The sequence below is a fragment of the Mongoliitalea daihaiensis genome (genome assembly GCF_021596945.1).
In the GTDB taxonomy this organism is placed as follows: domain Bacteria; phylum Bacteroidota; class Bacteroidia; order Cytophagales; family Cyclobacteriaceae; genus Mongoliitalea; species Mongoliitalea daihaiensis.
Genome location: NZ_CP063779.1, coordinates 2,653,602 through 2,667,003, shown reverse-complemented (window position 1 = coordinate 2,667,003; position 13,402 = coordinate 2,653,602). Strand labels below are relative to the sequence as shown.

Below are 13,402 nucleotides of genomic sequence, written 5' to 3'. Positions count from 1 at the left end.
AGTAAAGGTCTCAAACATTGTGTATCTTTATTCCAAACCCATCAAGCCATGTTTAAATTAACTATTTATTTTCAAGTGTTTCTTATTGGCCTTTTGGCCTGGAGTCAAAGGACTTCCAACAGTGAAAAAGAAATCATAGCTCCTGCTATTACACTTTGCCATTCCGGCCCTTCCGAAATGATTGCTTTTTTGGATGACCCTACCTTTGTAGCCTTTCACCCCTCTCCTATTCCTTTTGATTTCAATCCTTCTGGAGAAATGGTTTCTTTTCAGGCGGAAGATGGAAAAGATGCGCAAGGATACCTTTTATTGGCCACAGAAACTTCTGACCGTTGGTTGTTTGTCTATCAGGAATGGTGGGGGTTGAATGACAACATCAAGGAAGAAGCAGAAAAATTTCATCGGGATTTGGGAGGCAAAGTCAATGTACTGGCCATCGATATGTATGATGGCAATGTTACTTCCAACCCTCAAGAAGCCATGACTTTTATGAGAGGGGCTGATGAAAATCGCTTGACTACCATAGTGAAAGCAGCACAAGCATTTGCTGGGAAAGGTGCTGAAATTGCCAATGTAGGTTGGTGCTTTGGTGGTGCTTGGTCTTTGAAATCAGCCTTGATTTTGGGAGAAACAAATATAGGATCCATCATATATTATGGTATGCCCGTGAGAGATGTAGAGCAATTAAAAACGCTTAATTCTGACGTTTTGGGTCTATTTGCCACAGAGCAAAATATTTCGAAGGCCATCATCGAGGAGTTTGCGGCTGCTATGCAAGAAGCTGGCAAAAAGTTAAACTATAAGATTTTCGACGCTGTACACGGTTTTGCCAATCCTTCCAATCCACGCCACGATGTTGGCGCTACAGAAGAAGCCTATGGAATGGCATTAGCGTATTTGAAGGAGAAGTTTGGGGTTTAGAAGATAGAAGCGAAATGCGAGAGAGAGAATCAAAACAAGTGAAATATGCTAACGCGAAATAAACTGAAATATGCTTCTACTTGTGGTAGACAGGTTCGGAGATATATTAGTGGCGTGTAGATAAGAGAATTGTTCTTAAAAAAATATCAAGTAATTTCAGGACGAGACATGTTGAATGATGGATAGGACTGTGGGTTCTAACCCACTTTAAAAATTAGTGTTTGAATGAATAAAACTCATTGTATTTCAAAAGATAGCAGATATCAATTGCCGTGGCTTTTAAGCCCCATCATTGAAGAAGAAGAAGAGAGCTGTTGAGGAATTAAATGACTTCAAAATTTATCCTGAGCAATCTGTGGACAGACAAACAATATAAAGGATGAAGGATGAAGGATGAAGGATGAATATGAATCAGTACACATGAGAGCTGAATTTTAAGGCTGTTCATGTGTACTGATTTTTTTATTCACATTTTCGCTGATTTCATGAAATAGAGAAGGTCTGCACTAACCCAAGGTTTTCATAGAAATCCAAGAAACCTCATTGAGTTCAAACTCCTTCTTCGATTTATGCGCTTTCTGCGAGCGTCATTTCATGCTAAAACTTAATCGACAGTCCCAACATTAAATTCTGGAAAGCAAAATCTCCGTTACCGGTGAATACATCATCAATCACAATGGTTTGTCCATTCAGCACACGCTGATAACGGAGGTCAATTCCTAAATTTCCGAAATTCAGACCAATCCCAAACTGATAACCGGCATTCCATTTATCAAATTCAAAAGGTCTTAATTCATCTTGGATATAATAATGCATAGCAGGACCTGCAAATACAGAAATGATAGGCCCTAGTACATTCACTCCAAGCAGTAAAGGCGCATCCAATAATTGGGTTTTAAAAACCTCTGAATTGACTTCTGAGCGGACTTGCGTGTAATTCAATTCCGGACGTAGAAAGATTGGACCCAAATTTACTTTTCCAAACATTCCTAGGTTGAAGCCTACGTTGTCCATTGGACTTCCCCATGCCAAACCTGCATCTTTGAAATACTGTCCACTAGAATTGTAATTGACACCACCTCGGATTCCAAAGCCTCCTGATGTTTGTGCATATACTTGTTGGGTAAAAGACAGGAACAGTAGACCTGCCATGGCGAAGGTTAATTGAAGGATTTTTTTCATAGTGCTTTTTGTTAATAGTTGGTAAAAGATGGAAATCTTACAAACACCTGCATCTATTTCATAGTTTTAACTCGTAGATAAAACCAAATAAAATATTGACTTCCTCAGAACGATGCCTTTTCCAAAATCGTGCCTGAAAATAAAATTATAATCAAAAGACCTATGCGCTCAATAAAAGTTCAGTTTAGTTACCTAGTACTTGGGATAGCCTTGCTATTCTCACAATGTTCTTCAGCTGAGAACAAACAACTTCAACCAGAAGATACATCAGCTGATGCTGCTACGCTCTCAAATACTCGTTCGTTAGCAACTTTCGCAGGTGGCTGCTTTTGGTGTATTGAAGCACCATTTGAAGGAATCAATGGGGTAATTTCAGTTGTATCCGGCTATGCAGGAGGAAAGGAAAAAAACCCAAGCTACTCAGATGTATCTTCCGGCAAAACGAGTCATCGGGAATCTGTACAAATCACATTTAATCCTGATGTTATTTCTTACTCGGAATTGGTAGACATCTTCTTTCAGCAATTCGATCCAACCGATGAAGGAGGTTCATTTTATGATAGAGGCTTCCAGTATTCTTCGGCCATTTTCTACCATGACAAAACCCAAAAAGAAGTAGCTGAGAAAGCAATCAAAGCATTGGACCAAGCGAAAATCTTTGATAAACCAATTGTCACTCCTGTAATCAAATTCACCAACTTCTACGAAGCTGAGGAATATCATCAGGATTATTACAAAAAAGAACCAGGAGAATATTATGCCTACAGAAGAGGTTCAGGAAGAGATGCATTCATCGCCAAACATTGGCCAGTGAATTTATCAGATCAGTATAAAAAACCTAATGATGCAGAGTTGAAAAAGCGCTTAACCAAGTTGCAATACGATGTTACGATGCACGAAGCGACTGAGCGCGCTTGGAACAATACGTACAATGATAACAAAGAAAAAGGCATTTATGTCTGCATTGTTTCAGGTGCTCCTCTATTCAGCAGTGCCGACAAATATGAAAGTTATTCTGGGTGGCCTTCTTTTACTAAACCAATTGACGCTCGGTTGATTGACAAGCCGACAGACTCAACTTATGGTATGCTACGAGTGGAAGTCCGAAGCAAATTAGGCGAATCACACTTAGGCCATGTATTCAATGATGGGCCGGAACCAACCAATCTTCGCTATTGCATGAATTCTGCTGCTATGAAGTTTATACCCTTAGCAGATATGGATAAAGAAGGTTATGGAACCTACAAATGGTTAGTACAGTAATTTTCGAAAAGTTAAATTAATTCTACCCCCCAAAACCTTTTTGGTTTTGGGGATTTGATGTTCCCAATAGTGCTGACACTCCCCCTTCATTAAGAGCAGCGATCCATTTTCCAAGGCTATAGATTGCTTCATCGATTTTGTTTGATAGTGCCGCAATTGAAATGCTCTGGATGCCCCAAAACTTACGGATGCAATAGTTGGGTTTTCTCCGAGAACTTTTTCATTATCCCTATGCCAGCCCATACTATCAGCCCCATGACGGTAATAATTCAATAAAACATGGGTGAAGGTCTCCTCAGACACTTGCTCCACGGCCTTTTTGATTTCTAACAAAAAATCTGTCCATGCAACAGGAATCATTTCAATGCCAGAGTATCCATAGGGTCTCTCAGGATCACCATACAAAGCTGTGAGTCTAGGTTGCATCACTTGTTTGCCAAACATCCATATAGGTTCTTGCTTCCAAGCAATTTCCTGTGTCAAACGATGCCAATAAGTCCTGCACTGTTCATCACTGAAAAATGCTTGATAATAGAAGGCCTCCCCTTGGGCGGGTAATAAATTACGATCCGATGAAAACTGAAACATTTGCATGGTATTGAAATAAAATTTGAGGACAGAATGTTTTTAAGATTGTAAAATGAAAGCAGCTTTTCTTACATTTATTGGAATTTAAACACAGCATATCATGGGAAAATTTTTAAAAGTAAGCATTCCAATAATCATCCTCGTATTGGTAGCCTTGGTATATTGGCGATATTTCTTCGTATTCGGAGAAGGAGTCAAAGGAGGAACACTCAATTATTTTGAAAAAAAAGGATTTGTTTTTAAGACTTGGGAAGGACGCTTGGTTCAGGATGGCTTTCAAAGTCCATCGGCAGGTGCTCTTCAAAGTAATGAATTTAGATTCAGTGCCCAAGGAGATGAAGTAGCCCAGCAATTGGAAAGAGCAAGTGGTCGCTTTGTGGAACTACGCTACAAGGAATATCTGAGCCCACTTCCTTGGAGAGGAGCTGCAAAATTTGTGGTCTACGAAGTTTTAGAAGTAGGAGATCGGGAGACCAATTCCAAGAAAGATATTCCAGCGATGACCAACTAGCCTTTCGAGACTCTTTGATCATATAGATTCAAAGGACATTCTCTTGAAAAGCCATTAACAAATTTGCTTTTCAAGGAGACTGTCCTTTTCTTTGTGCCAGATTCTTTATCGAATTTATAAAGAAGAGGTAAGAGACCAGGCTCCGTGACCCTCTGGCAACCATTCCCCCTCAAGGAAAAGGTGCCAAAACCTGCCCCTAGGGGAACTATAAATTGACGATTATGTACAAAACAATTACTACCTTCAACCTTACTTTCTTTCCTTTATCGGAACATCTTACCGGTATTTTTAATGGATCTACTAGCAGGCGTCATACAAGCGCAAGCGAGTATAGGAGTAATTTAGATCGTCATCACCTACCCTTACCAGTATCCTTCCATAGTTTAAAAAAAACAATAACTCATTGATTAAGCAATCCCATGTCTAATTTTGAAACCAACGCTATCCGAAATATCCCTAGTAATCCCAATCAACGGGAGCACTCCATCCCTATTTCATTGACCTCTTCTTTTACCTTTGAAAGTGCAGAAGAAGCCCGTCAACTGTTTGCCGAAGAAGTGGAGGGAAATATCTATTCCCGATACTCCAATCCTAATACTGCAGAATTGATTCATAAATTATGCGTGGCTGAAGAAACGGAAGCGGGAATCGCCACTGCCTCAGGAATGGCAGCAATGTTTGGTTCAATAGCATCTCTTTTACAGCAGGGAGACCATATCTTGGCTGCACGCTCCTTATTTGGATCTACACACCAACTGTTGACTAAAGTATTTCCTAAATGGGGCATAACCTCCACCTATGGGGATATTTCAGACTATCAAAATTGGGATCAGTTAGTGCAGCCAACTACCAAAATGCTTTTTTTAGAAACGCCATCCAATCCAGGTTTGGAGATCATTGATTTGGAATGGGCTGGAAAATTTGCTGCTGCCCATAACCTAATTTTGGTGGTCGACAATTGCTTTGCCACCCCTTATCTGCAGCAACCTGCCAAATGGGGAGCCCATATAGTGACACATTCAGCAACAAAATTCATTGACGGACAAGGACGAGTGTTGGGAGGATTGATTTTGGGAACTAAGGAATTGATGGATGAAGTCACTTACTTCACCCGACACACTGGACCTTCTATGTCTCCTTTCAATGCTTGGGTGTTGTCAAAAAGCATGGAGACTTTGGCCGTGAGAATGGACAGGCATTGCAGCAATGCATTGGCAGTAGCTTCATACTTCCAAGAAAGTAAGGATATAGAATTTGTCAAATATCCATTTCTTCCTAGCCATCCCCAGTATGAGCTAGCAAAAAAGCAAATGAAATTGGGGGGCGGTATCATCACGCTCAATCTACATGGTGGTTTGGTGAGAGCCCAACGCTTCATTGATCAGTTACAGATGATTTCTATCACGCCCAATCTCGGTGATAGCCGCAGCATTGTCACCCATCCTGCCTCCACTACTCATAGCAAACTTAGTCCGGAAGAGCGTGCTCTGGTAAGGATCACCGATGGTTTGGTACGGATTTCGGTAGGTCTGGAGCATCAGGATGATATTATTGCTGATATTGAGCGGGCGTTGGAGAAGTCGAGGTAAGATATTGGAATAGATTGATTTTGAGGGGTAGAGAGTGATATGTACTGACGCGATATAAATTGATACATGGTTAGCGGCGATGTAATTGTGCGTGTTAAATAGACGATTAATCTTTGAAAAACACCCGCTGCCTGCTGTCCGAGATTTGCAATCTCGGACTGGAGATAATGGGGATTTGCATTCCCTCTTTATTTGTGTAATTCATGTAGGGAATTTATGGGATTTTTGGTCAGGGGTGTAGCGGATTATGCTTTTCATGCGTACTAGCTATAATCAGACTGTTGACAGATGAAAAATCCAATCAAACTACTATTCTTACTCTGTTTTTTATTGACAAGTTCCTGCGAATTGTTTCACCGCAATGATCCTTTGATATGCACTTTAGACACAGCTTTTTGTAATCCTTTGTTACTAGATGACCAAGATAAGATAGGGATTCCTGTAGATGCTTTTCTAGGGAGCTTACCTTCTAATCTATCTGAAACAGAAATAGTCGATAGACTTAAAAAATGGATAATTTGTAAAAGTTGTGTAGTCTCTATTGATTTTTCTTGTGTTTCTTGTTTGTTTTCATTTCCTCCCCAAAGCCGAATAGGATTTTCCATCACAAAAGATGGTCAGAGACAAACCTTAGCACTTGATATACTGATGAGCGAACAGCCGAGGTTTATGAGGGTATTTGAGCTCTTGGATTGATTAGTTGATCGAGTAAGAAAGCCTACTTGCTCAGCTAAGTTATAAAAAATCAATATTTCCATCATCAAAAATTAGTACCGATTCATTCAAACCCTTCATCCTCTTAACGCAAATTTAAAGGCTCCTGATTGAGTCTATTTGAACCATATTCTTGCAAAAACCGGAAAGTGATCAGAGGGGTATTTTTTTCCATAATTGTCAGACAAAACAGCATATTTTGTTACACCTATTTGCTCACTGACAAAAATATAATCAATCCTTCTATCGGGCATCATGTCCCAGTTAAAGGCATTAAACGTACCGATAGGCCCATGAGGCGCTTGCTCTGACAGCTCATAACTATCCTTTAAAAAATCAGATTGAATGATGGTCTTATACGCTATGTTATCAGGTGTCACATTCAAATCTCCCATGAAAATAACTGGATCGTTCTTACTATTAAGCTCTTTAATTTTTCCCATGATCAGTTTACTGCTTTCTTCTCTAGCTTTTTGTCCAACATGATCATAGTGGGCATTGAATACCCAAAAAACGATCCCCTCCTCTGTTTGAAATTGACCAAAAGAGCAAATTCTATTCATGGCAGCATCCCAACCGACGCTTGGAATAGTTGGAGTTTCAGATAACCAAAAGTCTCCCTTTTGAAGTAATTTAAATGTGAGGGGATCATAAAATATTGCACTATGCTCCCCTGTATTTCCACCATCATCTCTGCCACTTCCTATAAATGCATACCCTAAATTTTGTGCAAGATCTTCAAGCTGATTATTCAGCCCTTCTTGTGTACCAAAAATGGCTATCTCATGAAAATTGATCAAGGAAACTAAATGGGGCAATCTATCTTTCCATAAATTACCTGTGTCTCCAGGATTATCAAACCTTATATTATAGCTTGCAATTGTGTAAGATTGGGCCATTAAGGCATTGGTATACCCGATCAATATCAGAGCAAAGATGATCGACATGTAGTTCTTCATAGTCTTCTAATTTTTCCAGCTAATTGTTTTGGATTTTACTTGTTGAGAATCACCTCCTATCATAATTTCAAAATCACCAGATTCCCAAACATAATTTAAGTCATAGTCATAAAACTTCAAATGCTTCACGGTGATTTCAAATTCAACCAGCTTGGTCTGTCCTATCTCTAATTGGATTTTCTGAAATCCTTTGAGCTCCTTGACTGGCCTCGTGACACTAGCAACTTTATCTCTGATGTAGAGCTGGACAACTTCTTGACCACTATATTGACCTATATTGGTCACTGGAATTTTAACTAACAATTTATCATCTCCTTTCAGCTCCACTTTATTAAACTCCATTTCTCCATACTGAAATGAAGTATAACTCAATCCAAATCCAAATGGATACAGTGGCTCATTAGTCACATCGAGATAATTGGACCTGAATTTCTCAAACCACTTTCCTTCTGCAAGAGGTCTCCCAGTATTTTTATGGTTGTAATAAAGAGGAATCTGACCAACATTTTGAGGAAATGTCATCGTTAATTTACCGGAAGGGTTTACTTCTCCAAATAAGGCATCAGCAATAGCATCCCCTGCTTCTGAACCAGCAAACCAAACATTTAAAATTGCTGGAATATTTTCCTTCTCCCATCCCAAACCAATCGGTCTTCCTGTAAAAAGAACTACTATCACAGGTTTACCTGTCTTATGAAGAGCTTTTAGTAAGTTTCTTTGATTTTCAGGAAGTTCTATAGTTGTCAGACTGGAGGACTCCCCACTCATTTCAGCTGATTCACCTACTGCTGCTATAATGACATCGGCATCTTTGGCAGCTACTAAAGCTTCCTCTATCAATATTTGTTCTGATCTAGGATCCCTATAGGTCGGTTTTCCAAAAATACTCACTCTTGACTCCAACAGAGAGTCGACAACCACATTTGATCCTTTGGCATAGGAAATTAAAGCCCCATCTCCCAAGGCATTTTCAAGACCTTTTCTTAAAGAAATGGACTCGCCGAAGTTGCCAGCAACAGACCATGTTCCGGACATGTTTTCGGCATTGTCTGCCATGGGACCCACTAAGGCAATTTTACTACCTTTCTTAAGTGGTAATGTTCCATTGTCGTTTTTCAACAAAACAAAGGTCTGAGAGGCAATTTCTCTTGCTCTTTTTCTGTTATCATCGCTGAAAACTTCCTTTTTTGCTCTTTCAGGATCCGCATATCGATAAGGATCCTCAAACAATCCCAATTTTAATTTTGCTATTAGAATTCTTCTACAGGCATCATCGATATCTTTTTCTGAAATCTTCCCTTGTTGAAGAGCGCTTTTTAACGTAGTAAGGAAGCCTTCACTTACCATATCCATATCTACTCCTGCTTTCAAAGCCAATGCCGACACATGGTCCAAATCTCCGATCCCGTGGTCAATCATTTCTTCAATAGCTGTGTAGTCAGTAACTACGAAGCCATCAAATCCCCAATCCTCTCGTAATACTTGTGTCATCAACCATCTATTAGCACTTGCGGGTATTCCATCCACCTCATTGAATGCCGTCATTACTGTACCTACCCCAGCATCGATTGCAGCTTTGTAAGGAGGAAAGTATTCATTATACATTCGGATCTTACTCATATCAACCGTATTATAATCCCTTCCAGCCTCTCCTGCTCCATACAAGGCAAAATGCTTTACACAAGCCATTATGGTATTTTCCAAACTCAGATCATTCCCTTGATAACCCTCCACCATTGCTTTGGCTATCTGTGAAGCAAGATAGGGATCTTCTCCATTTCCTTCTGAAACTCTCCCCCATCTAGGATCTCTGGAGATATCAGTCATAGGTGAAAAAGTCCAGCTAATCCCATCAGCACTTGCCTCATTGGCTGCAATCCTAGCTGTTTCTTTGATCAAATCCATATCCCAACTACTGGATAAGCCCAATGGAATTGGAAATATGGTCTCATATCCATGAATTACATCCATTCCAAATAAAAGGGGAATTCCAAGCCGACTTTCTTCAACTGCAAGGCGCTGAACTTCCCTGATTTTTTCAGCTGATTTCAAATTAAAAAGGCCACCCACCTGTCCATTTTTTATTTTTTCAGCAACATTGGAATTGCTGGCTTGTCCCGTGGTAATGTCTCCTGCGGCAGGAAGGTTCAATTGACCTATTTTCTCGTCTAATGTCATCAAAGCCATTATAGAATCTGCTCGATGTCGAAAAACCTCTTCTCTATCGCCATCCCTTACTTCAGACTTATGTGTACAATTAAACCCACTAAGTAAAATGAGTACAACTAATGCATATTTGATCATATTATAATGCTTTAAATTAACCTGAAGCTTAATTTTTACTCTCTGAGCTGAAATAAATACTTTCAAATCCCAATTTTTCTAACCCGATTTTGATTTCAGGTGCACTCATAAATAAATCCCACAACAAACCTGTTCTATGATTTTCCATCATCACGACAATAGGTCCTTGATCGATTGCAAGGTATCGTTGGGGAAACCACTCTTCTGTCTCACTAAAAGCATCATAAAACCCGTACTTTCCGAATACCTTCTCACCTAATTCATGGTACCAATAACTCATGGCCTCTTTGCTATATTCTGGAGTATATGGAATACTCGAAAGTGCCGCAGTAGGTGATATGACTCCTCTGTCCCGGGTTTCTGTGGGTGCATGCCCCGCGTATCCATTGGTAGAATAACTAGATGTCAACCCCCAGCTATACGCTCCATATCCCTCAAAACCCAGTGGATTTTCAATACACCAAGCTCTATTAATCAATGTATGGTTGGTGTTGTGCTCCCAATAATCAGCGTACCTATCTTTCAAGCCTTTGGGACTTAGACCCAAGTAGGAATAATGAGCCCAAAATAAGGGGCCTCCATTTTGTTCACTACCATTATGCCTCAAACTGAGATGATATCCATATGCTTCATGGGTTGGATCATTTTTGATTTCTCCATTTTTCGCCCATCCTTTATGATAAGTTTCAGCGGGTATGGGATGTGTAGGAGAGGAAGCTCCAAGGACATACATGATTAGACACTCATCATATCCTTTGACTGCAAAATTCATTTTCCAACCATGATTTGGACTCCAATGCCAATACAAAACATCTTGTCCATTTCTATAAAAATCATACTCTACACCTTCCCAAAGCGAGTTGATTCGGGAAATAATATCAGATTCTCTTGTAGAGTTTTCGGACATGTATTGCCTAAATGTAAGTAAGCCTTGGATCAAAAATGATGTTTCGACCAAATCTCCCCCATCATCATTTGAACTAAATGGCTTAACCTTGCCTGTATCTCCAAACCACCAATGGGGAAATGCTCCATGAAATTTATCCGCAGATTCTAAAAATCCTAAAATCCGTTCCATTCTTTCAAGCCCTTCTACTCGGCTTATATACCCACGTTCCATCCCAACAATCAAGGCCATAATTCCAAAACCACTTCCTCCAGAAGTCACGACCTGTTGATCATTTTGAGAATATTCTCCATCTACATGATATCGCTCTCTAGCTAGACCAGAATTGGGCTCGGCTCCCTCCCAGAAATATTGAAATGTCCTGTACTGAACTAGATTAAAGAGAGAGTCTTCGCTGATTTTTTCAGGAATTGATAGTTCCCCAGTAGATTTATTAGGATCTCCGCAACCTATCAATAGAAGGTTTGCTATCAACAATACATACAAGAGTATACGAGTCATTGGTTAGTATTTAAAGTTTAATTGATTCAAGCCTTGCTTGAAAATTTCGTTTTTTTGCATGAGGTCCCAAATGAGACCTGACCGATGATTTTCTATCATGATAATTATTGGACCTTGGTCAATGGCCAAATAACTTTGAGCGAACCAGTCTTCGGTAAGATTGAACGCATCATAAAACCCATATTCGCCCCAAAGTCTGTCTCCTAGCTGATAATAAAAAAACTTGATCGCATCCATAGATTCATCAGGGGTGTAAGGAATAGATGAAATTGCTGCCGTTGGAGTAATGACCCCTCTATCATTGGTAGGAGAATGGGCTAAATAGCCACTTTCATTATCACTAGCAGTAAGTCCCCAATTTTTATCACTGTAGCCAACAAAACCTCTAGGATTCGATATGACATAGGCTCGATTGATTTTGGTATGATTTACATTTTGTTCCCAATAATTGGCAAATTGATCGGATAAATTGCGCGGATCGACACCAAGAAAAGAATAATGAGCAAAGAATAGGGGGCCTCCCATCTCCTTACCCAAGGGCAATCTTATTCCAAAATAAGTGGAGCCATTTACCATAGCCCCGTTTCGGGACCAACCTCTGGTATAGACTTCATTTGCAATAGGGAAATTTTTTGAAGCTGCTGCGAGGATAAAAGCGATGAGACTTTCATTGTAGCCTTGAATTCGTAAATTCATAGCCCAACTTGAATTTGGAGACCAGTGCCAATACAGTTCATTTTGTCCACGGGTAAACCAACTCCACTCAATCTCATCATAAAGGTCAAGTATTCGCATCCTTAAATTATTTTCCGTCAAATCATCCGCCAACAAATAACTCCGTACAGTCAATAGTCCCTGCATCAAAAGCGCTGTTTCAACTAGATCTGCTCCATCATCTAAGGAGCTAAAAGGTATGGTAGTACCAGTATTACCATTCAACCAATGAGGCCAAGTTCCTCTAAAACGATCCGCATTTTCCAAAAATCCAATCATTTTGCTCCACCGTTCTACGGCTTCCTCCCGCGTAATATAGCCTCTTTCAACTCCTACAATCATCGCCATGGCGCCAAATCCTGAACCACCCGTTGTTACCAAATTGCCAGATGTATTTCTTTCTCTAGCCAATCCTGAATTTTCATGTCCAAAATCCCAAAAATAGTTGAAGGTTTGCCGCTGAATTAAATCAAGTAAGGATTCATCATCTAACACGGGCTTTACAGGCGAAGAAGTGGGGCCAGTATAAAATGAAACATTCCTTCCTGAAAAATCACCTCCTTTTTCCCCAACTACCTGATCACTGATAAGCAAGCTATACTTTGAATAGTGATGCAAGAACCCGTCAAACTTTAATTTATAAGCATGGTCTTCCACCTTTTCTAATTGCCAAGTGACTCCGTTGAAACCTTCCAAAGAAAGAGCGTTCGTTAACGAAGATTCAACTATGGGTTCAGAAAATTCAAGAAGTATTTCAGGAGATAAGGCAACGTTCGTTATTCTTCCCGAATTAAGAACATCTGCTCCTATAAACTCGATTTTTGATAAAGTAATAGGAGATGCACTTGTTTGAATAAACAAGGAATAATCACTTGATTTTCCTCCTCCTACACTTCTCAGACCACTCAGAATTTGTAAATTGTAAAGAGTACCTGTTCTAAGCGCTGTTTTTTGCGAAATAGTAAGTAATCTCCCCCCCGAAAATAGATTAAAATCAAAGGGAATATCCTCATCCTCTGCCTTCAGTATTACATTGTCGCTGATAGACTGTATATCCAAAGGCATGGAAAACTCTAAGGAGATGGTACGGTCGATATCAGCACCTTCCAAAACTGAACGATCAAGAGGGATTTCACGATCCCCGATTCTTGCAGAAATCAAGGTAAAATTAGAAAACTCTTCTACTGACTCTTGACAAGCCAGTAGAAGAAGTATTCCAACTACATGAATTAGACGTTTAACTTTCATG

11 protein-coding genes and 1 riboswitch are annotated in these 13,402 nt (G+C 39.8%); of the genes, 4 read left to right on the top strand and 7 right to left on the bottom strand.

From position 1 onward, the window contains the following. Positions 1–48: 48 nt before the first annotated feature. A complete protein-coding gene (locus tag IPZ59_RS11205; protein ID WP_236136137.1) occupies positions 49–921 on the top strand; it encodes a dienelactone hydrolase family protein in 873 nt (290 codons plus the stop codon). A 597-nt stretch (positions 922–1,518) separates the two neighbouring features. Here IPZ59_RS11205 and IPZ59_RS11200 read toward each other — a convergent pair. Then, positions 1,519–2,103, bottom strand: coding sequence for an outer membrane beta-barrel protein (locus tag IPZ59_RS11200; RefSeq protein ID WP_236136136.1), 585 nt, complete (start codon positions 2,101–2,103; stop codon positions 1,519–1,521). A gap of 162 nt (positions 2,104–2,265) precedes the next feature. Here IPZ59_RS11200 and msrB point away from each other — a divergent pair, with 162 nt between their 5' ends. After that, positions 2,266–3,366, top strand: coding sequence for a peptide-methionine (R)-S-oxide reductase MsrB (msrB, locus tag IPZ59_RS11195; RefSeq protein WP_236136135.1), 1,101 nt, complete (start codon positions 2,266–2,268; stop codon positions 3,364–3,366). Here the strand turns inward: msrB and IPZ59_RS11190 are convergent. Further along, positions 3,355–3,954: an alpha-ketoglutarate-dependent dioxygenase AlkB family protein gene (locus tag IPZ59_RS11190; RefSeq protein ID WP_236136134.1), complete on the bottom strand. Its 600-nt coding sequence runs from the start codon at positions 3,952–3,954 to the stop codon at positions 3,355–3,357. The two genes, msrB and IPZ59_RS11190, sit on opposite strands and share 12 nt — an antisense overlap. Before the next feature lie 100 nt (positions 3,955–4,054). Between IPZ59_RS11190 and IPZ59_RS11185 the strand changes: the two genes are divergently transcribed. Together IPZ59_RS11185 and IPZ59_RS11180 are read left to right on the top strand one after the other, a co-directional pair. Next, positions 4,055–4,465: a hypothetical protein gene (locus IPZ59_RS11185; protein ID WP_236136133.1), complete on the top strand. Its 411-nt coding sequence runs from the start codon at positions 4,055–4,057 to the stop codon at positions 4,463–4,465. 111 nt (positions 4,466–4,576) lie between these two features. After that, positions 4,577–4,679, top strand: a riboswitch (SAM riboswitch). Positions 4,680–4,884: 205 nt separating this feature from the next. Continuing rightward, positions 4,885–6,054: a trans-sulfuration enzyme family protein gene (locus tag IPZ59_RS11180; protein WP_236136132.1), complete on the top strand. Its 1,170-nt coding sequence runs from the start codon at positions 4,885–4,887 to the stop codon at positions 6,052–6,054. Between the two features lie 353 nt (positions 6,055–6,407). On the opposite strand, the gene IPZ59_RS11175 is transcribed toward IPZ59_RS11180, so the two are convergent. The 5 genes from IPZ59_RS11175 to IPZ59_RS11155 form a co-directional block, all read right to left on the bottom strand. Beyond that, positions 6,408–6,659, bottom strand: a complete 252-nt coding sequence (locus tag IPZ59_RS11175) for a hypothetical protein (RefSeq protein WP_236136131.1) — start codon at positions 6,657–6,659, stop codon at positions 6,408–6,410. A 225-nt stretch (positions 6,660–6,884) separates the two neighbouring features. After that, positions 6,885–7,727, bottom strand: coding sequence for an endonuclease/exonuclease/phosphatase family protein (locus IPZ59_RS11170; RefSeq protein WP_236136130.1), 843 nt, complete (start codon positions 7,725–7,727; stop codon positions 6,885–6,887). Between the two features lie 6 nt (positions 7,728–7,733). Further along, positions 7,734–10,031: a beta-glucosidase BglX gene (bglX, locus tag IPZ59_RS11165; RefSeq protein WP_262912208.1), complete on the bottom strand. Its 2,298-nt coding sequence runs from the start codon at positions 10,029–10,031 to the stop codon at positions 7,734–7,736. 28 nt (positions 10,032–10,059) lie between these two features. Continuing rightward, positions 10,060–11,439 (bottom strand): glucoamylase family protein, encoded by a 1,380-nt coding sequence (locus IPZ59_RS11160; RefSeq protein WP_236136129.1) that lies wholly within the window; start codon positions 11,437–11,439, stop codon positions 10,060–10,062. A 3-nt stretch (positions 11,440–11,442) separates the two neighbouring features. Beyond that, complete coding sequence (locus tag IPZ59_RS11155) at positions 11,443–13,401, bottom strand: glucoamylase family protein (RefSeq protein WP_236136128.1); 1,959 nt, start codon at positions 13,399–13,401, stop codon at positions 11,443–11,445. Between the last annotated feature and the right edge of the window lies 1 nt (position 13,402).

What these genes read in the sequence shown, in the direction of transcription:
- IPZ59_RS11205 (WP_236136137.1), top strand. Translation starts at nt 49, where the DNA reads ATGTTTAAATTAACTATTTATTTTCAAGTGTTTCTTATTGGCCTTTTG.
- IPZ59_RS11200 (WP_236136136.1), bottom strand. Translation starts at nt 2,103, where the DNA reads ATGAAAAAAATCCTTCAATTAACCTTCGCCATGGCAGGTCTACTGTTC.
- msrB (WP_236136135.1), top strand. Translation starts at nt 2,266, where the DNA reads ATGCGCTCAATAAAAGTTCAGTTTAGTTACCTAGTACTTGGGATAGCC.
- IPZ59_RS11190 (WP_236136134.1), bottom strand. Translation starts at nt 3,954, where the DNA reads ATGTTTCAGTTTTCATCGGATCGTAATTTATTACCCGCCCAAGGGGAG.
- IPZ59_RS11185 (WP_236136133.1), top strand. Translation starts at nt 4,055, where the DNA reads ATGGGAAAATTTTTAAAAGTAAGCATTCCAATAATCATCCTCGTATTG.
- IPZ59_RS11180 (WP_236136132.1), top strand. Translation starts at nt 4,885, where the DNA reads ATGTCTAATTTTGAAACCAACGCTATCCGAAATATCCCTAGTAATCCC.
- IPZ59_RS11175 (WP_236136131.1), bottom strand. Translation starts at nt 6,659, where the DNA reads ATGGAAAATCCTATTCGGCTTTGGGGAGGAAATGAAAACAAACAAGAA.
- IPZ59_RS11170 (WP_236136130.1), bottom strand. Translation starts at nt 7,727, where the DNA reads ATGAAGAACTACATGTCGATCATCTTTGCTCTGATATTGATCGGGTAT.
- bglX (WP_262912208.1), bottom strand. Translation starts at nt 10,031, where the DNA reads ATGATCAAATATGCATTAGTTGTACTCATTTTACTTAGTGGGTTTAAT.
- IPZ59_RS11160 (WP_236136129.1), bottom strand. Translation starts at nt 11,439, where the DNA reads ATGACTCGTATACTCTTGTATGTATTGTTGATAGCAAACCTTCTATTG.
- IPZ59_RS11155 (WP_236136128.1), bottom strand. Translation starts at nt 13,401, where the DNA reads ATGAAAGTTAAACGTCTAATTCATGTAGTTGGAATACTTCTTCTACTG.